Source organism: Porticoccus sp. W117 (assembly GCF_030341905.1).
In the GTDB taxonomy this organism is placed as follows: domain Bacteria; phylum Pseudomonadota; class Gammaproteobacteria; order Pseudomonadales; family Porticoccaceae; genus SCSIO-12696.
In genome coordinates this window covers 1-23,086 of record NZ_JATAAF010000011.1, presented here as the reverse complement: position 1 = coordinate 23,086, position 23,086 = coordinate 1, and the positions used below count along the sequence as shown (strand labels likewise).

22 protein-coding genes are annotated in these 23,086 nt (G+C 54.3%); 4 read left to right on the top strand and 18 right to left on the bottom strand.

Translation table 11 applies throughout. The features are described from left to right. Window positions 1-197 precede the first annotated feature (197 nt). From QSV34_RS09380 to QSV34_RS09330, 11 genes are all read right to left on the bottom strand, one after another. Complete coding sequence (locus QSV34_RS09380) at window positions 198-1,490, bottom strand: adenylosuccinate synthase (RefSeq protein ID WP_289154063.1); 1,293 nt, start codon at window positions 1,488-1,490, stop codon at window positions 198-200. Window positions 1,491-1,548: 58 nt separating this feature from the next. Beyond that, a complete protein-coding gene (locus QSV34_RS09375; RefSeq protein WP_289154061.1) occupies window positions 1,549-1,740 on the bottom strand; it encodes a DUF2065 domain-containing protein in 192 nt (63 codons plus the stop codon). Window positions 1,741-1,894: 154 nt separating this feature from the next. Further along, window positions 1,895-2,758: a protease modulator HflC gene (gene hflC / locus QSV34_RS09370; protein WP_289154059.1), complete on the bottom strand. Its 864-nt coding sequence runs from the start codon at window positions 2,756-2,758 to the stop codon at window positions 1,895-1,897. Further along, entirely contained in the window at window positions 2,758-3,906 is a 1,149-nt protein-coding gene (hflK, locus tag QSV34_RS09365; protein ID WP_289154057.1) for an FtsH protease activity modulator HflK, read from the bottom strand. Before hflK ends, hflC begins: the two co-directional genes overlap by 1 nt. Before the next feature lie 232 nt (window positions 3,907-4,138). Beyond that, window positions 4,139-5,458: a ribosome rescue GTPase HflX gene (gene hflX / locus QSV34_RS09360; RefSeq protein ID WP_289154055.1), complete on the bottom strand. Its 1,320-nt coding sequence runs from the start codon at window positions 5,456-5,458 to the stop codon at window positions 4,139-4,141. A 32-nt stretch (window positions 5,459-5,490) separates the two neighbouring features. Next, a complete protein-coding gene (gene hfq, locus QSV34_RS09355; RefSeq protein WP_289154054.1) occupies window positions 5,491-5,781 on the bottom strand; it encodes an RNA chaperone Hfq in 291 nt (96 codons plus the stop codon). A gap of 177 nt (window positions 5,782-5,958) precedes the next feature. Beyond that, window positions 5,959-6,972, bottom strand: a complete 1,014-nt coding sequence (gene miaA, locus QSV34_RS09350; RefSeq protein ID WP_289154053.1) for a tRNA (adenosine(37)-N6)-dimethylallyltransferase MiaA — start codon at window positions 6,970-6,972, stop codon at window positions 5,959-5,961. 44 nt (window positions 6,973-7,016) lie between these two features. Continuing rightward, window positions 7,017-8,840, bottom strand: a complete 1,824-nt coding sequence (mutL, locus tag QSV34_RS09345) for a DNA mismatch repair endonuclease MutL (RefSeq protein ID WP_289154052.1) — start codon at window positions 8,838-8,840, stop codon at window positions 7,017-7,019. Between the two features lie 95 nt (window positions 8,841-8,935). After that, the gene (locus QSV34_RS09340; protein WP_289154051.1) at window positions 8,936-10,261 is read right to left on the bottom strand and encodes an N-acetylmuramoyl-L-alanine amidase; all 1,326 of its coding nucleotides are present in this window, start codon (window positions 10,259-10,261) and stop codon (window positions 8,936-8,938) included. Continuing rightward, window positions 10,255-10,731 carry a tRNA (adenosine(37)-N6)-threonylcarbamoyltransferase complex ATPase subunit type 1 TsaE gene (gene tsaE / locus QSV34_RS09335; RefSeq protein ID WP_502929005.1) on the bottom strand — a complete coding sequence of 159 codons (477 nt, stop codon included), beginning with the start codon at window positions 10,729-10,731 and terminating at the stop codon, window positions 10,255-10,257. Before tsaE ends, QSV34_RS09340 begins: the two co-directional genes overlap by 7 nt. Window positions 10,732-10,737: 6 nt before the next feature. Beyond that, window positions 10,738-12,243 (bottom strand): NAD(P)H-hydrate dehydratase, encoded by a 1,506-nt coding sequence (locus QSV34_RS09330; protein ID WP_289154050.1) that lies wholly within the window; start codon window positions 12,241-12,243, stop codon window positions 10,738-10,740. Between the two features lie 217 nt (window positions 12,244-12,460). On the opposite strand from QSV34_RS09330, the gene queG reads away from it, so the two are divergent. Beyond that, a complete protein-coding gene (queG, locus tag QSV34_RS09325) occupies window positions 12,461-13,546 on the top strand; it encodes a tRNA epoxyqueuosine(34) reductase QueG (RefSeq protein ID WP_289154048.1) in 1,086 nt (361 codons plus the stop codon). Here queG and orn read toward each other — a convergent pair. Both orn and QSV34_RS09315 read right to left on the bottom strand, forming a co-directional pair. After that, entirely contained in the window at window positions 13,539-14,090 is a 552-nt protein-coding gene (gene orn / locus QSV34_RS09320) for an oligoribonuclease (RefSeq protein WP_289154045.1), read from the bottom strand. The genes queG and orn overlap by 8 nt on opposite strands. Further along, window positions 14,083-15,138 carry a mechanosensitive ion channel family protein gene (locus QSV34_RS09315; protein ID WP_289154044.1) on the bottom strand — a complete coding sequence of 352 codons (1,056 nt, stop codon included), beginning with the start codon at window positions 15,136-15,138 and terminating at the stop codon, window positions 14,083-14,085. The genes orn and QSV34_RS09315 overlap by 8 nt, the downstream gene beginning before the upstream one ends. 63 nt (window positions 15,139-15,201) lie before the next feature. Here QSV34_RS09315 and rsgA point away from each other — a divergent pair, with 63 nt between their 5' ends. From rsgA to asd, 3 genes are all read left to right on the top strand, one after another. Continuing rightward, window positions 15,202-16,230 (top strand): small ribosomal subunit biogenesis GTPase RsgA, encoded by a 1,029-nt coding sequence (rsgA, locus tag QSV34_RS09310; protein ID WP_289154042.1) that lies wholly within the window; start codon window positions 15,202-15,204, stop codon window positions 16,228-16,230. Between the two features lie 247 nt (window positions 16,231-16,477). Next, window positions 16,478-17,281 (top strand): rhodanese-like domain-containing protein, encoded by an 804-nt coding sequence (locus QSV34_RS09305; RefSeq protein ID WP_289154041.1) that lies wholly within the window; start codon window positions 16,478-16,480, stop codon window positions 17,279-17,281. 29 nt (window positions 17,282-17,310) lie between these two features. Next, entirely contained in the window at window positions 17,311-18,168 is an 858-nt protein-coding gene (asd, locus tag QSV34_RS09300) for an archaetidylserine decarboxylase (protein WP_289154039.1), read from the top strand. A 9-nt stretch (window positions 18,169-18,177) separates the two neighbouring features. Here asd and QSV34_RS09295 read toward each other — a convergent pair whose 3' ends face one another. The 5 genes from QSV34_RS09295 to QSV34_RS09275 all read right to left on the bottom strand — a co-directional run. Next, window positions 18,178-19,578, bottom strand: a complete 1,401-nt coding sequence (locus tag QSV34_RS09295; protein ID WP_289154037.1) for a cyclic di-GMP phosphodiesterase — start codon at window positions 19,576-19,578, stop codon at window positions 18,178-18,180. A 146-nt stretch (window positions 19,579-19,724) separates the two neighbouring features. Further along, window positions 19,725-20,828 (bottom strand): uroporphyrinogen decarboxylase, encoded by a 1,104-nt coding sequence (gene hemE / locus QSV34_RS09290; RefSeq protein WP_289154036.1) that lies wholly within the window; start codon window positions 20,826-20,828, stop codon window positions 19,725-19,727. A gap of 12 nt (window positions 20,829-20,840) precedes the next feature. Continuing rightward, window positions 20,841-21,920: a 3-dehydroquinate synthase gene (gene aroB / locus QSV34_RS09285; protein ID WP_289154035.1), complete on the bottom strand. Its 1,080-nt coding sequence runs from the start codon at window positions 21,918-21,920 to the stop codon at window positions 20,841-20,843. A 218-nt stretch (window positions 21,921-22,138) separates the two neighbouring features. After that, window positions 22,139-22,675, bottom strand: coding sequence for a shikimate kinase AroK (gene aroK, locus QSV34_RS09280; protein WP_289154210.1), 537 nt, complete (start codon window positions 22,673-22,675; stop codon window positions 22,139-22,141). Window positions 22,676-22,916: 241 nt separating this feature from the next. Then, window positions 22,917-23,086, bottom strand: a 170-nt coding sequence (locus tag QSV34_RS09275; RefSeq protein ID WP_289151995.1) for a transposase, incomplete at its 5' end; no start/stop codon positions are given.

The window sequence follows — 23,086 nt, the reverse complement described above, 5'->3', positions numbered from 1 at the left end:
GGGTGATTAAAACTGCGCTGGAACAGGCGCCGCTGATTGAATTGCCCTGCGACAAGCTGGACAGCGCAATCATTGAATCCGTGGTTCAGCAATGTGGTGAAAACTCACGTTAATTAGCACAAATAATCACCCACAAAAAAACCTGCTGATAAAGCAGGTTTTTTTGTGGGTGATTATTTGTCAGAAGAGTGTTGGATTTACTCAAACGGGTGGCGTAACAAAATGGTTTCCACTCGATCCGGCCCGGTCGAAACAATATCGATGGGGGCTCCCACTAGCTGTTCCAAGCGTTGAATGTAGTCGCGGGCTGCCTGAGGCAGCTCATCCAGAGACTTCACTCCAAAGGTGTTTTCACTCCAACCGGGCATTTCTTCATACACCGGCACCACCTGCGCCCAGTCATCAGAATCGTTGGGCATGGTCAAAGCATTACCGGAAGCATCCTGGTAGCCAACACAAATGTTGATGCTCTCCAGGCCGTCAAGAACATCCAGCTTGGTCAGGCAGAGGCCGGAAATACTATTAATACGGATAGCGTGTTTTACCGCCACCGCATCAAACCAGCCACAGCGACGCTCACGACCAGTGGTGGTACCAAACTCATGGCCCTTCTCGCCCAGATGCCTGCCGATATCACAACCTAACTCTGTGGGAAATGGCCCGGAGCCAACACGGGTGGTGTACGCCTTGGTAATACCCAGCACGTAATCCAGGTACAGGGGGCCAAAACCGGAACCGGTGGCGGTGCCACCAGCGGTGGTGTTGGATGAGGTCACAAACGGATAAGTACCGTGGTCGATGTCCAACAGGGAACCCTGGGCACCTTCAAAGAGGATATTTTCACCGGTCTCGCGAGCACTGTGGAGAATATCAGTCACATCCCCCAGCAGCGGCTTCAACTCCTCGCCCCAGGCCAGTGCCTGATCCAGGGTTTGCTCATAATCAACGCTATCCACTTTGTAATAGTTGGCCAGTGCAAAGTTGTGGTATTCCATAACCACTTTGAGCTTTTCCGCAAAGCGCTGCGGATGCATCAAGTCGCCAAAACGCAAACCACGGCGGGCCACTTTATCTTCGTAAGCCGGGCCAATGCCACGGCCTGTGGTGCCAATCTTGCGGGAGCCGCGGGCAGCTTCACGAGCCTGATCCAGGGCAACGTGATAAGGCAGGATCAGCGGGCAGGCAGGAGAAATTTTCAGGCGTTGGCGCACGGGAACGCCCTGCTCTTCCAGCATGGCCATTTCTTTGAGCAAGGCATCCGGAGCCAGCACCACACCGTTGCCAATGACGCAGGAAACATCGTCACGCAAAATGCCGGAGGGAATCAGGTGCAGGGCAGTTTTTACCCCGTCAATCACCAGGGTATGGCCAGCGTTATGGCCACCCTGAAAACGAGCGACCAAAGAGGCCCGATCGGTCAGCAGGTCAACAATTTTGCCCTTGCCTTCATCACCCCACTGGGTGCCCAGCACGACTACATTCTTTCCCATCGTGTTCAGATGCTCCAAAGAAATTGAATATGAAATTGCAGGTAAAAACGCTTGATAATCAACGAATCAAAAACAACAGGCCGGCGCCTATCAACATACTCACCAGCCCCATAATGCGCATTGAACGGTCATCCACCTGAGCCAGCATTTTTGCCATATTGCGCCAGCGATCCGGCGCCAGAAAAGGAATAATCCCCTCCAATACCAACATCAGACAGATCGCTTGCAACAGACTTTGCCAAAAGCTCATTAAACCGCATTGCCCCTTTGATCACCGTCCCGGCTTACTTTACCCACAAAAAAACCGGGGTTACCCGGTTGCGCGATTCTAGCATAGGCTGGATTGCTGGCCAAAAGAAAAGAGGTGGCCGAAACCACCTCTTTTCACCCAAACGTATTCAGGATTACTTGCCTTTGGAATCCTTCAAGTAACGGAAGAATTCACTGTCCGGATCCACTAGCATCATATCGCCTTTGTTGGCGAAGGATTGCTTGTAGGCTTCCAGGCTGCGCAGAAAAGCGTAGAACTCTGGGTCTTTGTTGTAAGCGTCCGCATAGATACCAGCAGCCTTGGCGTCGCCATCACCGCGCAACTGCTCCGCCTCTCGGTAGGCCTCCGCCTCAATTACCACTTTCTGACGATCGGCGTCGGCACGAATTTTTACCGCTTCCTCGTTACCTTCTGAGCGGTACTGACGGGCTTCTTTTTCACGGTCAGTACGCATACGGTCATAAACCGGACCACTAACCTCTTGAGGGAAATCGATTTTCTTAACACGAACATCCACTACCTCAATACCCAAGTCCTGCTGAACCGCCTGGTTCAGTTCCACCGTCAGCAACTCCATCAACTGGTCACGCTCACCGGATACCACTTCGTGCAGAGTGCGCTTACCAAATTCGTTACGCAAGCCATCGTTGGCACGAGCTTGCAGACGGTTCATGGCGGTTTGCTCAACACCACCAGTGGCTTTGTAATAAGTCTCCACATCATTGATGCGCCACTTCACAAAAGAATCTACGTCCAGGCGTTTTTTCTGGATGGTGTAGTAGCTTTCCGGCTTAGCATCCAAGGTCAACACCCGAGCGTCAAAAATTTTCACTTCCTGAACAACGGGAATTTTAAAATGCAGGCCTGGCTGCAAATTGGCATCTTCAATTTTACCAAACTCCAGCAATACCGCTTTTTCGGTTTCCTGTACCCGGTAAACACTGTTAATGGCAATCAAGCCCAGCACCACAATGGCAATTATGTGTGACACTTTCATTAGCGGCCTCCACGACGGTTGCTGCTGCTCTGCTCACGCAGCCTTTGCTGAACAACCTGATCGATCAGATTGAGAATTTCTGGATTATCGAGAACGCTACCTTCACTGGTATTTATCTTCGGTTTTGGTTGTGCGTCTACCAGGCGATCCAACGGCAAATAAAGCATGTTATTACCACCTTCAACATCCACCATGACTTTGGTGGAATTGCCCATCACTTCTTGAACCGTATCGATATACAAACGTTGACGAGTTACTTCCGGGGCTTTTTGGTACTCCACCAACAGTTTTTCAAAACGTTGCGCCTGACCTTCTGCCTCAGCAATCACCCGGTCACGATAGGCTGTCGCTTCCTGAATAAGGCGTTGCGCGGTACCACGGGCCTTGGGGATCACTTCGTTGGAGTAAGCCTCTGCCTGATTTTTGTATTGATCCTTGTTTTCCTTGGCGGAAATCACATCATCAAACGCCGCTTTTACCTGGGTAGGTGGCTCTGCTTCCAGGATGTTCACCTGGGTGATGTACATGCCGGTTTGGTACGTGTCGAGGTACTTCTGAAGTCGGGAGCGGGTTTCATCCGCCATCGCTGAACGACCTTCCGACAACACATCACTGGTGGTGGTACTACCCACCACATGGCGGATAGCACTTTCGGTGGCATGGCGCAAACTGACTTCCGGGTCTTTCACGTTCAACACGAAATCTTTGGATTCCTTAATATTGTATTGAACGGTGAGCGGCACGCTGACAATGCTCTCGTCTTGCGTCAGCATCAAACCCTTGGAGCGATACTCACGCTCCTCGGTCACCAGCACTTTGGTTACCGAATCGATAATTGGCGGGTTCCACTGCAGACCTGGGCCTTTGACCTCCTGGAACTTACCCAGGCGCAAAACCACTGCCTGCTCTTTGGCGTCTATTTGATAGAAGCCCATCAGTGCCCAAACTGCCAGAACCACTCCGATGACTACACCCACAAGGGCTCCGCTAACGCCTTTGCCACCACCGGAGCCAGAGCCACCAAACAGCCCGCCAAAGCGCTCTTTCAGCTTTCGCAGCGCCTCGTCCAGATCCGGCGGCCCATCGCCACCGTTTTTGCCACCCCAAGGATCGCGGTCACGGCCGCCACCGGGTTCATTCCAGGCCATATTCAGCTCCGTCAATGTATTAGATAGGTATTAACAAGATGGTGGGGATTCTATCTGGAAATTCAAGAGTTTGTGAGGGATTTGTTTGCCAGATAACACGACAAGCCTTGCAGCGGGGAGCGAAGCATCGCTTTCAGACCGTTGGCCGCAGGGATAGCGGCCAAAGAGCGTACATGGAAGTATTTACAGCGGGTCTGAAAGCGATGCTTCGCTTCCCGCCCACTACTGGCAATCAAGCACTTTGAGCCAGATCATCAAAACCCGGCAGCTCCACCAAGTCGCCCTGATTCAGATGCTCACTTTTCAACAGGCGCAAGAAATCTGCCTCCGGCATACGCACTTCCAGCTTCACATCGCCGTTATCCAGGGTTTGCTCCTGCACCACGGCATTATTCTGGTAAAAGCGGGCGCGCAGGCGGCTTTGTTGTGGCTCAAGCAGATAGACGCCGTGGGTCATACGGGCGCCGACTCGCTCGCGGATGGCGTCTTGCAGCAAATCCAGGCCCATGCCGTTTTGCGCCGACAGCCACACCGCCACAGGCACTCCGCGGGAGTCCCGGTCAATGCGCGGCCGGCCTTCTTCCAACAAGTCGATTTTGTTGTACACCAGCAAGCTGGGCAGCTCGTGGGCGTCAATATCTTCCAGCACCTCGCCAACCCGCTGAATATTGCGGTGGCGTTCCTCATCGGCGGCATCCACCACATGCAGTAACAACGAGGCATTGGCCGCTTCTTCCAGCGTAGCGCGAAACGCTTCCACCAGTTTGTGGGGCAAGTGGCTGATAAAACCCACCGTGTCGGTGAGGATCACCGGGCCGGTTTCCGGCAATTCCAACCGCCGCATGGTGGGGTCCAATGTGGCGAACAGTTGGTCGGCGGCGTACACCTCAGAGGTAGTGAGAGTGTTAAACAGCGTGGACTTGCCAGCGTTGGTGTAGCCCACCAGGGAAACCGTGGGGATTTCTGCCCGGCGCCGGGAGCGGCGCCCCTGGTCACGCTGTTTGCGTACTTTGGCCAGACGCTTCTGAATGGACTTGATGCGCTCACGCAGCAAACGGCGGTCGGTTTCCAACTGGGTTTCACCTGGGCCACGCAGGCCGATACCTCCCTTTTGGCGCTCCAGGTGCGTCCAGCCCCTTACCAGGCGGGTAGACATGTGCTGCAACTGGGCCAGCTCAACCTGCAACTTACCTTCGTGGGTACGGGCACGCTGGGCAAAAATATCCAGAATCAAACCAGTGCGATCAAGCACCCGGCATTTGAGGTGGTGCTCCAGGTTGCGTTCCTGACTGGGAGAAAGATTGTGATTAAAAATCAGCAACTTGGCGTCGTGGTGACGCACCAAACTGGCAAGCTCCTCGAGCTTGCCAGTGCCGACAAAATATTTGGGATGAGGGCTCTGGCGTTGCCCCATGACGAAGTCAACGGGGTCACCACCTGCAGACAGCACCAGTTCTTCAAATTCACGGGGATCTTCCGGCTCATTTTCACTGTGTAAATCAAGGTGAACCAGGATGGCCAGTTCACCGGATTCCGGGCGATCAAAGAACAACCAGTGCCTCCATAGGGGTTATAGACTCAGACTCAGTCGTTATAGTCAGCGCCGGCCTGGCCCTGGCTGTAATCCGCACCGCCCTGCTGGCCCTGAGTGGGAGCACCAAGAGGCAGGCGAACCGGGCGCGCCGGAACGACCGTGGAAATGGCGTGTTTATACACCATTTGGCTGACCGTGTTTTTCAGCAGAACAACGAATTGGTCAAAGGATTCAATCTGCCCCTGCAGCTTGATGCCATTGACCAGAAATATTGAAACCGGGATACGCTCTTTCCGTAAGACATTCAGGAAAGGGTCTTGTAAGTTGTGCCCCTTTGACATGGGATTCTCCTTATTTTTAGAAATCGGCCGTTGTCATAAACTGACGACAGCTCCAACCAACCGCTTGCTACTGGTAACTGCAATATAAAAACAATGTGTTGCAACTGTCATTGTGGCACCCAAAAACGTCATCTGCACGGCTAAAGGTGTAAAAAGTCGCGAAAAGTTATGATAACGCTAGCCACTACCCTTGTATATGGGACTGTTTCTCAGAATTTTCAAGGCATTTTGCAGGATTTCGTCGAAACTTAGCGACACTCCCTGTGGGGTATCCGTATACACCCAGTTCAAGCCCTGCCAGCCGCGAAGCCAGGTAAGCTGGCGCTTTGCCAACTGCCGGGTGGCAACAACGGCCTTTGTGACCATCTGGTCGTAGTTTAATTCCCCACTCAGGTGTTGCCAGGCCTGGCGATAGCCCACAGCACGTATAGCCGGCAGATCCGGGTGCAGATCACCTCGCGCAAACAACTGCCTGACTTCATCCAAACCACCATCCGCCATCATGGTTTCAAAACGGTTTTCTATACGTTGATGCAGCACCGCTCTATCCCTTGGGGCAATAGCCAGTTGGGTAATCTGGTAGCTATCGGTAATGGGCTGAACAGAACTACTGTCCTGCTGATCCAGAAGTTGCGAGAACGGCTTGCCGGTAGTCAGGCAGACCTCCAACGCCCGCTGGATGCGCTGGGAATGATTGGGGTGAATACGCTCGGCAGATTGAGGATCGAGCTCGGCCAGGCGTTGATGCATGGCGGGCCAACCCAGCTCCGCAGCCTGGGCTTCAATATCAGCGCGCACTGCTGGGTCGGATGGCGGCAACTCTGCCAAGCCATCCAGCAGTGCCCGAAAATACAGCATGGTACCCCCTACCAGCAGCGGAATTTTGCCGGTGGCACTGATGGCGTCCATTTCCCGACGGGCATCGCGGGCAAAATCCCCCACGGAGTAGCTTTCCCCTGGATCGCGAATATCAATCAAACGGTGCGGCGCCTTTGCCAGCGTGGCGGCATCCGGCTTGGCACTGACAACATCCATACCGCGATACACCAACGCCGAATCCACACTGATCAACTCCACCGGCAAATGATCCCACAGTGCCACTGCCAGGTCGGTTTTGCCTGAGGCGGTTGGGCCCATTAGGAAGATAGCTTGGGGGGATTCAGTCACGTTTTCTCTGGCCTTAGTAGCCATTACTTTGAAACAACAGTTGCGGTATCGCTACGAGCAGCAAAACATCACCGTCCACGCAAGAACAGCTTATCCAGTTCCGCCAAACTCATTTGCGTCCAGGTGGGGCGGCCGTGGTTGCACTGGCCGCTGCGTTCGGTATGTTCCATGTCCCGCAGCAGGGCGTTCATTTCAGGAATGGTCAGGCGGCGGTTGGCGCGCACCGAGCCATGGCAGGCCATGGTGCCGAGTATTTCATTAATGTGGGCGGCAATGCGGTCGCTGCTGCCGTGCTCTAACAGATCAGAGAGCACATCTCGCACCAGCGGTTCCACATCAGCACCGCGAGTCAGTGCCGGGATTTCCCGCACCAACAGACTTTCCGGGCCCGCCCGCTGCAACTGAAAACCCAGGGCTTCAAAAACACTGTGGTGCTGTTCGGCACTGTCTGCCTCCCGCTGGCTCACAGCCAGAGTCTCTGGCACCAACAGTGGCTGAGATGCCATGCCCTGCTGCTCGTAGGCGACCTTCATGCGCTCATAGGTAATGCGTTCATGAGCGGCGTGCATATCCACCAGCACCATGCCCTCAGCGTTCTCCGCCACAATATAGATGCCTTTGAGCTGGGCAATGGCGTAACCAAGGGGTGGAACTTCCTCACTGCCATCGGTATCGGCAATGGCTGGCTGATCTGCTACGGGTGCAGCTTGGTGCAGCGCACCGTAATGACTTACTTGCTCCTGAATCTGCTGAGTCGACGGCGCAGACGGCCGGTATCCCAAACCCAGGCCGATGGTACTGCGCAAGCCGTCGTTGCTATCGGCAATTGATACCGGATTGGCAGAGGTGGGAGTGAGCTGTTCCTCGCTGGCAGTCAGGGATTCACCGGGGCGTACTTCCGCTACCGTCTGGTTCAACGTGCTGTAAATAAAGCCGTGTACCGAACGGCTGTCGCGAAAACGCACTTCGTGCTTGGTAGGGTGTACATTGACATCCACATCGGCGGCGTCCAATTCCAGAAACAGTACGTAGGCCGGGTGGCGGCCGTGGTACAGCACATCCTGATAGGCCTGGCGCACCGCGTGGGTGACCACCTTATCGCGAATGGCGCGGCCGTTAACAAAGAAATACTGCATATCCGCCTGGCTGCGGGAAAAGGTGGGCAATCCCATCCACCCCCACAAACGCAAACCGCCACGATTAATATCGAGATAGACCGCCTGTTCCATAAAAGCTGGGCCGCAGATTTGCGCCACCCGACGCTCTTGCTCCAGCTGGTTTTCCGCCGGCCGCATATTGAACAAGGTCTTATTGTTGTGGCGCAGGGAAAAGGCCACATCAAAATGGCTCAGGGACAGCTTTTTCATCACATCATCGATGCGATTGAATTCGGTTTTTTCGGTGCGCAAAAACTTGCGCCGCGCCGGGGTATTGAAAAACAGATCGCGCACTTCAACCGTCGTGCCCTGGGGGTGCGGAGCCGGTTCCAGATTAACTTCCATTTCCCGGCCTTCAGACACCGCCTTCCAACCAGATTGCCCCTCACTACTATTCGACGTCATGGCGAGCCGCGAGACGGAGCAGATACTGGCCAACGCTTCGCCGCGAAAGCCAAGGGTTTGCACCGCTTCCAGGTCTTCCAACTCAACAATCTTGCTGGTGGCGTGCCGGGACAGCGCCAGGGGCAGATCATCTTTATCCACCCCACTGCCATTGTCGCGAATGCGCATCAGCTTAACGCCACCGGCCTCAACTTCAACATCCACCCTGTTGGCACCGGCATCGATGCTGTTTTCCAGCAATTCTTTAATAACGGATGCGGGGCGTTCCACCACCTCACCGGCGGCAATCTGGTTGGCCAGGCGGGGGCTAAGTTTATGGATTTGGGACATAAGTAACTTTCAGATTAATGTCATCCTGAGCAGCGAAGGATCTCGACGTTGTAGCGGCCAAGAGATCCTTCGCTGCGCTCAGGATGACAATGGGATCAAGAAGCCGGTATTTTAAGGCGCTGGCCCATGCGAATGCGACTGCTTTTCAGGCCGTTATAACTCATCAGCCGTTTAACGCTGACTTTATGGCGCTGGGCGATTTCCGACAGAGTGTCGCCGCGACCAATCACGTAGGTCCGCTCTACCTTATTGCGGTTAGCCGCCAGCCAGGTACCTTCAAGCGGGCGTTTGTAAAAGTAACTTTGAACACCGGTAAAAATCGCGTTCGCCATTTTCTTTTGGAAACCACTTTGCACCAACAGCTTGCGGTCACTGGGATTGGAAATAAAACCGGTCTCTACCAAAATGGAGGGCATATCCGGCGAGCGCAGCACCACAAAATTGGCCTGCTCGGTGTTTTTCTGGTGCAGCTTGGAAATACGCCCCATGCCTTTGAGCACTTCTGAAGCCACATCCAGGCTGCTGTTCAAGGTGGCGTCCATGGACAGATCCAGTAGCACCCGCGCCAGATCATCGTCTTTGTCTTTCAGGCTGACGTTTTCCACGCCACCGATCAGGTCGGAGCTGTTCTCTTTGCGGGCCAGATAACGAGCCATTTCACTGGTAGCACCTTTGGTGGATAACACATACACCGACGCTCCTCGGGGTTTTGGCGAGGTAAACGAGTTGGCGTGAACAGAAACAAACAGGTCTGCCCGCATGCGGTGGGCAATGTCGCGGCGTTTTTTCAGGGGAATGTAGTAATCCCCGCTGCGTACCAGCTCGCCACGAAAGCCGGGAGCACGATCGACGATGCGCTTTAACTCTTTGGAAATCGCCAGCGCCACATGCTTTTCGTGGATGCCACGTTTGCCCAGCGCTCCTGGGTCTTCCCCACCGTGGCCGGCATCGATGGCAATAACGATATCCCGCTCTTTGTTTTTAACCGCATCGGAAATAGTTTTAACAGTTTTTGCCGCTTTGGCTTTGTCGTAAAGATCAATAACCAGGCGGTGGCCGTACTGCTTATTGGGTTTGAGAGTAAAACTGCGCGGCGACACCACGCTGCCTAAATCCAGAACCACCCGTAAATCACCACCTTTTTTGGCAGCACTGCGAATGGCAGATACGGGCGTGTTGGACAATGGCAGTTTGTCGAATCGGGTTTTGGAGGTAGCGTCCTCGATATCGATGACCAGGCGACTGGGGTTTTCCAGGGTAAAGATACGGTGATCCACTGCAGCGCTGAGGTCAAATACCAGACGGGTGTTGTCCGGCGAGCGCCAAACCCGCACGCCATCCACAGTGGAAGCGGTAGAGGCAACTGAACACAGCAGTAGCCAAAGAAAAACAAATTGAGCTGTAATGCGTCTTTTTAGCAAGGAGACAACCCGTTTATTATTTGCTGGCCCCTGGCGGTTTGCGCCTGCACGCAAACCCGGCGGCCAGAGCCCACTTTACCGACACTGATGCGCACTCGCAAATCCGCTTCCGGCAAAAAGCCTTCGCCGCGCACAGGCCACTCCACCAAACACAAATTACCTTCCGTAAAGTAGTCGCGAATACCCATGTACTCCAATTCTTCCGGGTCGCCCAAACGGTAGAGATCAAAATGACAGACTGTGGTGTCATCAAATTGATAAGGTTCCACCAACGTATAGGTAGGGCTTTTCACTGCACCAACGTGACCAAAGGCAGCGAGTATTCCACGGCTCAGGGTGGTTTTCCCCGCGCCCAGTTCACCTTCCAGAAACACCACACCACCGCCCTGCAATTGGTTGCCGAGGTTTTCTCCAAAGGCAACCATTGAATCTTCGCCAACTATCTCAAAGTATGTATCGACCGATTCCATCAACAATTAACCCGTTCCCTCATTAAACAAGTCCCTCAACGGCTGAAAGAGGTCGCTGGCTATCATGCCCAGCTCGCCTTGTTGTTCTGCTACCTTGTCTGCCGCCGCGGCGTGTAGGTAAACACTCAATTGGGCAGCGTCCATTGGCGCCAAACCCTGGGCCAGCAACGCACCTATAACTCCAGAAAGCACATCTCCCATACCACCGCTGGCCATACCAGGGTTGCCTGCTGTGCAAATTGTGGTGTTTTCCCCATCGCACACCAAAGTCCCTGCTCCCTTAAGAACGGTTACCGCCCCGGTTTGGTTCACAAGCTGTTGGGCGGCACTAAAGCGATCTTTTTGTAACGCCGCTGTCTCAACCCCCAAAAGACGGGCCGCTTCCCCTGGGTGTGGCGTAATCACACGGTCATTATTGTGGCTGGAAAAAGACAGTGGGCCTTGGGCCAGCAGATTAAGCGCATCCGCGTCCAGCAACATCGGCAAGTCACAACCCAGCGCCGCTTGCAACAATTGCTGCGACCAGGGGGATTGACCCAAGCCGGGGCCAATTACCAGCACCGTGGGTTTGGCCAAATGTTGGACCAGCTCCTGCCCGGAATTGACCCCTAGTGCCATCACTTCTGGCCGTCTCGCCAGTAGCGCTGGTACATGTTCCGGGCGGGTGGCGACACTCACCAGGCCAGCACCGCAGCGCAAGGCGGCTTCCGCTGCCAGCATCACCGCACCGCCCATACCGCTATCGCCACCAATCACCATGAGGTGGCCAAAGTCACCTTTGTGAGCGTCTCGTCGCCGGGGTGGAAACTGTTGCCGCAATCGATCGTATTCCAACAACTGCGCAACAGGTTGCTGACTTTGGTAAATATCTGCGGGCACATCCAGAGAGTCGAAAAATACCTCGCCGCAAAGGGCCGGGCCGCGCCCGGTAAATAAACCGCGCTTGTGGCCGATAAAGCTGACGGTGGCATCCGCCTGTACGGCTAACCCCAACTCAGCGCCGCTGTCTCCGCACAAGCCAGAAGGAATATCCACCGCCAACACCGGTAACTGGCTGGAGTTAATCTGCCGGATAGCTTTGCCAAAGGGTTCCCGCACCGAACCATGTAAACCAGAGCCCAGCAGCGCATCTACCACAACTCCAGTTTGCAGAGAATTGTCTTCGCCAAACGGTTGGCAGGGAACACCCGCAGCAATTGCATGGCCATAGGCCAGCTGAGCGTCTCCCGTCAGTTTTTGCGGGTCGCCCAGATAAATTACCTGAACCGGCAACCCTTGCCGCACAGCAAGCGCCGCTATCACATAACCATCACCAGCGTTATTGCCGGAACCGCAGAACACATGCAGTTTTTCAGGTTTCGGCCAACATTCCAGCAACAATTCAAAGGCCGCCCTGCCCGCCCGTTGCATCAACTCAAAACCGGGAATGCCACGCTCTTCAATAGCCACCCGATCCAGTTCGCGAACCTGGCTTGGGCGGTAGAGTTGGTTGGCAATTTGGTTATTTATCATTTTTTTGATTCATCTAAATTCAGGCTTGGTGCCAGGCAAGGCCTCGGTTGTACTTTCTGCGACTCGTCGTGAACCCATCTCTGGGGACTCGAGGCCAGCATCCATGCTGGCCACGGTCGCAGAAAGTACAACCAAGCCCTACCCTCAAGATTGTCAGGCTCATTATACGGAATCCCCCATGATAATATCCTCGCCAATATCATTCGCTCACTCCACTATGAAAGATACGTCCGCCATTGATTACACCGAACTGGCCCAACAGATTAAAACCTGGGGCCAGGAGCTAGGCTTTCAGCAGGTGGCAATTACCGATGTGGATTTAAGCGAAGCAGGCCAGCGTTTGCGGGATTGGCTGGATAAAGGTTATCAGGGAGAAATGGGCTGGATGGCTGACCACGGTGACAAACGCTACCGCCCTGAGCATCTCCACCCCGGCACTCTGCGGGTGATTTCCGTAAGGATGGATTACCTGTCCGCTGACAGCAATATGATTGCTGTGCTCAAACAACCGGACAAAGCCTACATTTCCCGCTATGCATTGGGGCGGGACTACCACAAGCTGATTCGCAAGCGGCTAGCCAAACTGGCTCAAAAAATTGAACAAAGCGTGCCCCATTCCGTGGAACAGCGCCCCTTTGTAGATAGTGCACCGGTCATGGAAAAAGCCCTGGCGGAAAAAGCCGGGCTCGGTTGGGTAGGCAAAAATTCTCTGGTATTGAACAGTCACGCGGGTTCCTGGTTTTTTCTGGGGGAAATTTTTACCAACCTGCCACTGCCCATTGATCAATCCACTGAGCAGAATCAGTGCGGTAAATGTAAAGCCTGCCTCACCGTATGCCCCACCGATGCCTTCCCCGAGCCTTACGTTCTGGATGCACGGCGCTGTATTTCTTACCTCACCATCGAACTCAAAGACGCCATACCGGAAGAGTTTCGTGAACCCATGGGCAATCGAGTGTTTGGCTGCGACGATTGCCAGGCCATGTGCCCCTGGAACCGCTTTGCCAAGGCCAGCCAGGAGCTGGATTTTTTACCTCGCCACCAATTGGACAGTACCCGGTTGGTTGATCTGTTTAATTGGACAGAAGCGGAGTTTCTGGAACGCACTGCCGGGTCGCCTATCCGCCGTATTGGCTATGAACGTTGGCTGCGAAATCTGGCGGTGGGCTTGGGTAATGCGCCAAGTTCCAAGGAAATTATTATCGCCCTGGAAGCCAGACGAGGGAAAGTGTCAGAAATGGTTTGGGAACATATTGAATGGGCACTAAAACAACACGACAACCGTCGTTCTGCAGCTATTTAAAAAACGTTTCCCGGTAGTACTTCAATTCTTCAATAGAATCGCGAATATCATCCAGCGCCAGGTGGGCGCCTTTTTTGTGAAAGCCATCCAGCAATTCCGGCTGCCAGCGGCGGGCAATTTCTTTAATGGTGCTGACATCCAGATTGCGGTAGTGGAAGTAATTTTCCAGTTGCGGCATATACTTAACCAGAAAGCGGCGATCCTGGCCGATGCTGTTGCCGCAGATGGGGGATTTGCCCGCTTCCACATAATTTTCCAGAAACGCGATGGTTTCCCGTTCCGCATCCGCACTGGAAATGGTGCTGTCGCGCACCCGTTCAGTAAGGCCAGACTGGCCGTGCTGGCGGGTGTTCCAGTCGTCCATGGCGTTCATAATTTCGTCCGGCTGGTGGATAGCCATAACCGGCCCCTCCGCCAACACATTGAGATTTTTGTCTGTAACAATGGTGGCGATTTCAATAATCACATCCTGTTCCGGATCCAGCCCGGTCATTTCCAGATCGATCCATATCAGGTTCAAATCGTCTTTGTGATGCTCAGTCATGCTGTTTTCCATTTTCTTCCGCCACTTCGATAATGCGCTGCAGCAGGGCAATGCGATCCTTCTGGGCCGCCAGGTCGCCATTTTCGGTGGTTATTTGTTGTTGAGACTCGGCAGCTTTTACCGTGTCCTGAAGCTGAGCCAATTCCTTTTGCAACGCTTCCAGTTTTTCCGCCCGTTCCGCCTTATCAAACATCATGGTCTCGGCATTGGCGTCGCTCAGGTCAACCGTTTTTGTCCGTTGAGGGGGCGCAATAAAGTGTTCCTCGTTCACCTGACGCTGGTTCATAAAGGTCGGCGAGACAATTTCAATACCGGCGCCGTGAAGATTGTCGAGAACCAGCGTGCGCAGTTCCGAGCGCTTGCTGAGCAGTTGTTTCACCTCTTCGTAAAACCCGCAAATTCGATAACTGATAGCGAAGTCACCAAGCTCGCGCACATGCACAAAAGGCTCTTGCAAGCCCGCCTGCTTGGCCGCCTTCTTCAACAAAGGCGTTATTTTGTAATGAGGTACGTCATACCCCAGTGACAGATCGCAGGTAACAATGGTGCCACTGCTGTGTACAACCTTCACCGGATTGGAAGACACATAGAGATTTGGCAGTGTAATCAGGTCACGCTCTTCCGACTGGATTTCAATATGAAACAAACCGCGCTCCGTAACACGGCCAAAGTGCTCTGCCACGCGAATAAAATCCCCGGTACGAAAGCTGCGTACTGAACGCAGCATCAGCCCGGCCATCACATTGGCCACAAAGGTGGTGGAAGAGAACGCGATAACACCGGTCAGCACCAAACCCAGCAGACTGAGCAGCTGATTACGGGTTTCGTGGGGCACTGGCAGGGCGAGAATAATCAGCACAACCGCTACCGCCACCAACACCATAAAACTCAGCTGACGGGCCATATGGTTGCCCGCATGGACACCAGAGCGGCGCAACAGCAACCAGTGGCTAAACCATAATCCCAACAGCACCACCGCTATCAATGACAGTGGCAACAGCAGGTCTTTTAATTGTTCCAACAGGTCGGCAAGCATCGGCGTCTCCATATCCCTTCTCCGGATTATGCTATATCCTAGCGTTTCAACCTACAGCAATTTTCAGCCCCATCTATGGCTCGCAAGCTCACCAAAAACCAACAGCGCCGCGTTCAACAAAATCAACAGCAACGCGCCAGGCGAGCCCAGCAAGATACAACGCAGTTGCCAGACGACAGCCAGCTGGGCCCAGAGCAGCCGGGCATAATCATTTCCCGCTATGGTGCACAGGCAGATGTAGAGCCTCGTGGGCAACACGGTACGTTGAAACGCTGTTTTTTGCGCGCCAATATCGGCAGCGTGGTCACTGGTGATGAAGTGGTGTGGCGCGACAGTAGCGGTGATGATAATGGCGTGATTGTCGCCACCCAGCCGCGCCAATCCGCTCTCTACCGCCCAGACAATCGCGGTGCTCTGCGCCCGGTGGCGGCTAATATCGACCGCATTTTTATCGTGGTGGCACCGGAGCCAGAGCCATTCGCCAACCTGATTGACCGCTATCTGGTAGCGGCAGAAAATCAGAATATCGAAGCCATTTTGTTGCTCAATAAATGCGACCTTCTCAGTAGCAATAATGGCAACGCCATTGAGCAGCTGGTCGAGCCTTACGAAAAGCTTGGCTACCCACTGCTGAAACTCTCCGCCAAAACAGCAGCGGGTGATGACTTTGAAATAGAGCCTCTGAAGCAAATGCTGGTTGGCAAAACCAGTGTCTTTGTGGGGCAATCCGGGGTGGGCAAATCGTCGCTGATCAACGCATTACTGCCGGGCGTGGACACTGCGGTCGGCGAACTATCCGAAGCCCGGGCCAAAGGTACCCACACCACCACCACTGCAAAATTGTTTCATCTCAACCTGAGTAATGACAACCACGCAGGCCGTCTGATCGACTCCCCCGGTATTCGAGAATTTGGCCTCTGGCATTTGGAACCCCAACAGGTAGCGGAGGGTTTTGTAGAGCTGCGCCCTCTGCTCGGCCATTGCCAATTCCGCGACTGCCGCCATGAACAGGAACCGGGTTGTGCATTGCTGGCGGCGGAACAACGAGGCGACATTTCTCCACAGCGTTTGGAAAGCTACCGGCGGATTTTGGGGAGTTTGTAGACTGGGGGGCAGCACAATGCACCCAAACCCTGAGCCAGTGAGGTTTCCAGACACGCTGTTAATACGTCCATGTACGCTCTTTGGCCGCTATCCCTGCGGCCAAAGGTCTGGAAACCTCACTGGCTCAGGGTGTTAATACCAAAAGCCAAATAGTATGACCCTAAAAATTGCGCGAGCAGCTAATTCCAAAATCCGCTTCACTGCTATACTCTGCGATCTTAATTGCTAACCGATGTTGAGCACTTTCATGACCTTATCCCTGCTGCTTGAAGCTACAGAACTTCAACAACACTTGCACGACCAAAACGTGCTGATTGTCGATCTCTGCTCCGACGAGCAGTACAACCTGGGGCATATTCCCGGGGCTGTCCATGTGGCTCCGAGAGAGCTTGTTTTGGGAGAGCCACCCGCCCCTGGCCGCTTGCCTCACAAACAGCAATTGGACGCGTTGTTTTCCCGCCTGGGACTGTCTGAACACACCCATGTGGTGTGCTACGACGACGAGGGTGGCGGCTGGGCCGGGCGCCTGATCTGGACACTGGATGTAATCGGCCACCACAGTTATTCCTACCTCAATGGCGGCATTCACGCTTGGCGCAGTGAAGGTCTCGATACCGAAACCGAGCCCCATCAAGCGCAGAGCCAGCCGGTTTCTGTCACTATCGACCAGAGCCAGCTCACCAGCGCCGAAGATATTATGGCCAGCCTGGACAACAACGATTTTGCAATCTGGGACGCTCGCAGCCCCGGTGAGCATAACGGCACTAAAGTGCTGGCTCAGCGTGGCGGTCGCATTCCTGGCGCCATCAACTGCGAATGGACCAGCCTGATGGATCCCAACCGCAGCTTGCGCCTGCGGGAAGACGCCAAAGAAATACTGCAGCAGTTGGGCCTCACCACCGACAAAGATATTGTCACTCACTGCCAGACCCACCACCGCTCCGGCTTTACCTATCTGGTGGCAAAAATTCTCGGCTACCCGCGCATACGAGCTTATGCCGGCTCTTGGTCTGACTGGGGAAACCGCGACGACACGCCGGTAGAGGTGTAACTGTGGCAACCCCTTTGCAGAACCCTGCCGTGAAAAATCTACCCGGCGAGTTATTTGCTGCGCTGCAGCGTTTACTCCCCCAACACAGTCTGTCGCGACTGATCGCCAAACTGGCTGACAGCGAAACACCGTGGCTCAAGCGCTGGCTGATTGAACGCTTTGTGGCGGCTTATGGCATCAATGTGGAAGAAGCGCTGGAGCAAGACCTGGATAAATATGCCAGCTTTAACGCTTTCTTTACCCGTCAGCTGCAAGCGGAGGCACGTCCCCTGGACAGCGCCAGCAATACCATCACCAGCCCGGCGGATGGCGCCATCAGTCAGATAGGCTATTTGCAGGGCGACCAGCTGATACAGGCAAAAGGCAAGACGTTTAGCGCCAACACTCTGCTGGGCTGCGAGCAGGACGCCAATCTGTTTGAACAAGGCGCCTTTACCACCATTTATCTGTCCCCGAAAGATTACCACCGGGTGCATATGCCCGTTGACGGCCAGCTGCTTCACAGCCGTTATATTCCGGGTCACCTGTTTTCAGTCAACAAGGCCACCACCACCCACATACCCGGATTGTTTGCTCGCAACGAGCGTCTGGTGTGCCTGTTTCAAACACCGGCTGGCAAAGTGGCTATCGTTCTGGTGGGGGCCATGCTGGTGGCTGGTATCGGCACGGTTTGGCAAGGCCAATATGCGCCCAACCCACGAACTGTGGTCGAGCAAACGTTTGATGGTGAAACGGAGGTTGTCTTGAGTAAAGGCGACGAGTTGGGCCATTTCAACTTTGGCTCAACGGTCATCATGTTGTTCGAGAAAGACGCCATGCACTGGCATCAGCAGCTGGGCCAGGGAGAAGAGGTAAAAATGGGGGAAGCGTTGGGGCTGACGGCGTAAGGTTAACCCCTAACGCCGCAGCAATCGATCTTTCAGGTTGCCCAGAACACCACCACTGGACTCTGCTTTGGGCTGCAGGAATTCCGGCGTCAGGTCTGACACATCAAAATCAAAACGCGAGGGCTCCAGATCGCGGGCAATGGCCACCTTGCCAGGCGTGCGCATCAACTGTTGGCGCTGTTCCAGGACCGCTGTAACAGCCTTTTGATCCTTGAGGTCAACAACGATTTTTTCACCCTCACCTTGACGATTGTCCAGTAAGGCGATTTTCGGCGTCAGACGGGAATCTGGATCCTGCTCCACAACCACACCAATATCACCAGTGGTCAATTCCACCATGGTGCCGGTGGGGTACAGGCCAATCGACTGAATAAACTGCAGTACCAAGTCTTCCCGGAACTGACGGTCGCGCATGTTGTAGATCAGGCTGATGGCACGGGAAGCAGCTACCGGCTTGGCGGATTCGCGGGGGTTGGAGATGGCATCGTACACCGAGGCGATACCACACATCTGTGCCAACAATGGAATTTTGCTACCGATCAAACCTTCCGGGTAGCCACTGCCATCAAAACGCTCGCAGTGGTGACGCACTACGGAAATGACCTTCGCTTCTACTTGGTGGGTATTGCGCAGCATCTCAACACCGTATTCCACAAAGCGGCGGTATTGATGTTCTTCTTCTGGACTGCGATTGGTCTTTTTGAGCAGCTCTTTGGGCAAACGCATTTTGCCAATGTCTTTGAGCAGAGTAGCAGTGCACAGTGTCTGAATATCTTCTTTGGAAGTGCCAATAAAACGAGCAAATTGCACTGCCCACAAGGCGGAGCGCAAGCTGTGGTCGTAGGTTTCCTGGTCTTTGCGGCGCAGGCGCATCAGCCAGGTAAAGGCGTCCGGGCAGCGCAGCACACTATCAACCATGGAGTTGACCGAGCGGCGTACTGTGTCGTAATCAATCTGCTTGCCTTTCGACAGCTGCTTGGCAAACAGGCTCAGGTTACCTTTGAGGGTGTTAAACGCGCGGTTGGCCTGAACCAGCTCTTTGCGCATGGGCGTTACGGTACGATAGACGCCGTACTGTACTTTCAGGGGAACCTGGCCGACACGGCGCCCGGAAGCTGCTGATTTGGCAACGGTTGGCCGGGCAGGCGCAGATTTCAGTTTTTTATCTGGCGCCTCGCCCCGGTGAATGCGCGGAATCGGGCTGGGCTTTGCGGGTGCCGCAGCGCGACCTTTGGTGACGTCAATGTAGACGTAATCACAGTAGGCGCGCAGGTTTTCAATATCCAGCGCTGAGCGAACCAGAAAGCCCTGGATGGGGAAGGGCGTCTGGGTCCAGGGTCGATCGAGCCCGGATACAAACATACCCAACTGCAGCTCGTTCACATTGACTTGAACCGGCTTGATACTCATGGCAACTGACTATCTTAGTGACTGTTCAACTCTGCGGTGGGACATACCACCAGCAAAGTACTTCTTTACAACGCTAAGAGTAGAGCGTCAGACAGTCAAAACAAGGTAGTAGAGTCAACCGGTCACATTTCATGCTTAAGTGGGATTCACTGGCCTGCAGCCGCGTGATACTTCGCAGACAATTCGTGAACTGCGTCAACAAATGCCCCGGCACAAGCGGGATCCACCGTAGGAGTAATACCGTGGCCCAGGTTAAAAATATGGCCATTGTGGTGGTCAAAACTGGCCAGAATCTGCCCTACTTCCTGGCGAATACGCTCTGGTGATGAGTACAGCACCGCCGGATCCATATTGCCCTGCAGGGCGACACGCTGCCCCACTCGCTGGCGAGCCTGGCCAATATCGGTGGTCCAATCCAGCCCCAGAGCGTGACAGCCGCTGTCAGCCATCATTTCCAACCATTGGCCACCGCCTTTGGTGAACAGTATCACCGGCACCTCACGGCCTTCAGAGTGCCTGGTAAGGCCGGCAACTATGCGCTTCATGTAAGCCAGGGAGAATTCCTGGTAGGCACTGTGTGACAGCGCTCCGCCCCAGCTGTCGAAGATTTGCACCGCCTGGGCACCGGCGGCAATCTGGGCATTGAGATACTCAGTGACCGAGTCTGCCAGTTTCGACAGCAGCAAGTGCAACACTTCAGGCTGCTGGTACAACATCTGCTTGGTGCGCGCCCAATCGCGACTGCTGCCACCTTCCACCATGTAGGTGGCCAGTGTCCAGGGGCTGCCGGAAAAACCAATTAACGGCACCCGACCATTCAGCTCCCGGCGAATGGTCGCTACCGCATCAGTGACATAAGACAAATCTCGTTCGGTGTTGGTCACTTCCAGGCGCTCAATGGCAGCAGCATTCTGGACCGGTTTGCGAAACCGCGGCCCTTCCCCTGCTTCGAAATACAGCTCCAGCCCCATGGCATCGGGAATGGTGAGAATATCGGAAAACAGGATCGCCGCATCCAGATCGTAGCGTTCCAAAGGCTGTAGTGTCACCTCACAAGCCAGCTGCGGGGATTGGCACAGAGACATGAAGTCGCCAGCCTGGGCGCGGGTAGCACGGTATTCAGGCAGGTAACGGCCAGCCTGACGCATCATCCACACAGGGGTAACATCCACAGGCTGGCGCATCAGGGCGCGCAAAAAGCGGTCATTTTTTAATACAGATTTCGATTTAACAGGAGACAGTTCAGTCATAGGAATACAGAATTAGTTACGCACCGAATTGAGAGTTTCGCAGAGCTGATCGCGGGTGTAATCGGTGGTGACCACCGCACTGCCAATGGCTTTTAACAACACCAGGCGCAGGCCGCCATCAGTGGCTTTTTTGTCGACGGCCATCAGTTCCAGCAGCTGGTCAGTGGCGAACTGAGCCGGTGCAGCCACAGGCAGGCCGAATCGCTCTATTAACCCGCGCAAGCGGTCAAGCTGCTCGCCTGGCAGCCAACCAAGGCGCACCGACAAATCCGCCGCCATCACCATACCGGCCGCCACTGCTTCACCGTGAAGCCATTGCTTGTACTCCCCGGCCGCTTCGATAGCGTGACCAAAGGTATGGCCAAAATTCAGCAGCGCTCGCACACCACCTTCGCGCTCATCCTGGCTGACGATATCCGCTTTGTTGCGGCAGGAGCATTCGATGGCGTAAGCCAGCGCTTCCTTATCACGATTCAACAACTGCTGGCTGTTTTCCTCCAGCCATTGAAAAAAATCGGCGTCGTTAATAGCACCGTATTTGATCACTTCCGCCACGCCGGCAACATATTCGCGCGCTGGCAAAGTCGCCAGCACATCGGTATCAATAATCACCGCTTTGGGCTGGTAGAACGCACCAATCATGTTTTTACCCATAGGGTGATTGACGGCAGTCTTGCCCCCCACGGATGAATCCACCTGGGCCAACAGAGTGGTGGGCACCTGGATAAAGTCTACACCCCGCTGGTAGCAGGCCGCCGCAAAGCCGGTCATATCACCCACCACGCCACCACCCAGGGCAATCAGGGTAGTCTGGCGGTTATGTTGTTTTTCCAGCAGGTTGGTGAAAATCTGGTTGAGCGTATCGAGGTTTTTATAGGGCTCGCCATCCGGCAGAATGACTTCATCCACCTGATAATCTGACAGTGCGTTTTTGAGAGCAGACAGATACAGAGGAGACACTGTCGTATTGCTGACAACACAGGCGCGCCGACCACGGATATAGGGGGTGTAGCTATCTGGCTGTGACAACAGCGCTGCACCGATTTTTATCGGGTAACTGCGGTCGGCCAGGTCAACGGTAAGAGTTCGCATATACGGATCGTATTGGCTCGGCTATTGGGGGCGCCACTTTACCACAGAGGTACCTGAATCTGTGACTTCAGAGCGAGTGTAGAGTGCAAGATATTGGTTTCACAGTGGAATTGAAAAATCTTAGCTTCACCCGTAGGTTAAGTGGGTATTTTTGAAACCGCTGTGGAATCAAGAGCTGGCACTATGCGCCGCTCTGGAGTCACGGATTCAGGTGGTACTTAAAGATACGGCTGTAGTTGCTCCGCCAGTTCTTCCGCAGCCACCTGCGGACGCTGGTTGCGCGAAGTGACCACAATATCCGCCACCTCCTGATACAGCGGTTCCCGCTCTTGCATCAGGCGCTCCAATACCTCGCGAGGATCATCCACTTGCAGCAGCGGACGCTTGCGGTCTTTTTGGGTTCGCTCCAGCAGTTGTTCAAGTGTGGAACTCAAGTAGATAACGACTCCATGTTGTTTCAACAATTGGCGATTTTGCTCAGCCAGCACTGCCCCGCCACCAGTGGCGAGCACGATGCCTTTTTCCTCAACCAGATCTTCCAGCACCTGGGATTCCCGGCGCCGGAAACCCTGTTCACCTTCCACATCAAAAATCCAGGGGATATCCGCTCCGCAGCGCTCCTCAATTTCCTGATCCAGGTCGATAAAGCACATACCCAAATGGCTGGCCAACTGACGGCCGATAGTGGTTTTGCCGGTACCCATGGGGCCCACCAAAAAAACATTGCTGGCGTATTTCATGGTCACTCCACGAATTTTCTGCTGCAACGCTAACAGCCAGAATTGTGTACTGCAAATAAAAAAACCGGAGCCAAGGCCCCGGTTTCAGATCGCTGACAAACCCTGGCATTTTTGCTGGGGTTTGTTGTTTCTGGGCATTGCTAACCCAAAAGCCGGAGAGTTTCTCGAATCTAGGTTGAGCCTCGCAAACACCGTACTGGGGCATTTACAGAGGCTAAGCAAGGGGTTTGGAGTGTAGAGAGGGCTCAATAGAGGCTCAGGCCGCCATCTGAGCAATTTTCTTGATGTTTTGGGCAGTTGCAGCCATCAGACACTGACCAGCCACTCTATTAAGCCTGGTGTAGCGAGCATATCGATAACCGTGTAGTTGTTTAGCATCAGCGAAGCTGCGTTCAACTGTCTCCTGCCGGCGCCTGTAAATCTCTT

Coding starts and splice junctions, on each gene's coding strand:
- queG (WP_289154048.1), top strand. CDS start 12,461: ATGAAAGATACGTCCGCCATTGATTACACCGAACTGGCCCAACAGATT.
- hfq (WP_289154054.1), bottom strand. CDS start 5,781: ATGTCAAAGGGGCACAACTTACAAGACCCTTTCCTGAATGTCTTACGG.
- QSV34_RS09330 (WP_289154050.1), bottom strand. CDS start 12,243: ATGATAAATAACCAAATTGCCAACCAACTCTACCGCCCAAGCCAGGTT.
- miaA (WP_289154053.1), bottom strand. CDS start 6,972: ATGGCTACTAAGGCCAGAGAAAACGTGACTGAATCCCCCCAAGCTATC.
- orn (WP_289154045.1), bottom strand. CDS start 14,090: ATGACTGAGCATCACAAAGACGATTTGAACCTGATATGGATCGATCTG.
- hemE (WP_289154036.1), bottom strand. CDS start 20,828: ATGACTGAACTGTCTCCTGTTAAATCGAAATCTGTATTAAAAAATGAC.
- QSV34_RS09380 (WP_289154063.1), bottom strand. CDS start 1,490: ATGGGAAAGAATGTAGTCGTGCTGGGCACCCAGTGGGGTGATGAAGGC.
- QSV34_RS09375 (WP_289154061.1), bottom strand. CDS start 1,740: ATGAGCTTTTGGCAAAGTCTGTTGCAAGCGATCTGTCTGATGTTGGTA.
- hflC (WP_289154059.1), bottom strand. CDS start 2,758: ATGAAAGTGTCACACATAATTGCCATTGTGGTGCTGGGCTTGATTGCC.
- mutL (WP_289154052.1), bottom strand. CDS start 8,840: ATGTCCCAAATCCATAAACTTAGCCCCCGCCTGGCCAACCAGATTGCC.
- hflK (WP_289154057.1), bottom strand. CDS start 3,906: ATGGCCTGGAATGAACCCGGTGGCGGCCGTGACCGCGATCCTTGGGGT.
- aroB (WP_289154035.1), bottom strand. CDS start 21,920: ATGCGAACTCTTACCGTTGACCTGGCCGACCGCAGTTACCCGATAAAA.
- rsgA (WP_289154042.1), top strand. CDS start 15,202: ATGGCTCGCAAGCTCACCAAAAACCAACAGCGCCGCGTTCAACAAAAT.
- QSV34_RS09315 (WP_289154044.1), bottom strand. CDS start 15,138: ATGGAGACGCCGATGCTTGCCGACCTGTTGGAACAATTAAAAGACCTG.
- QSV34_RS09305 (WP_289154041.1), top strand. CDS start 16,478: ATGACCTTATCCCTGCTGCTTGAAGCTACAGAACTTCAACAACACTTG.
- tsaE (WP_502929005.1), bottom strand. CDS start 10,731: ATGGAATCGGTCGATACATACTTTGAGATAGTTGGCGAAGATTCAATG.
- QSV34_RS09295 (WP_289154037.1), bottom strand. CDS start 19,578: ATGAGTATCAAGCCGGTTCAAGTCAATGTGAACGAGCTGCAGTTGGGT.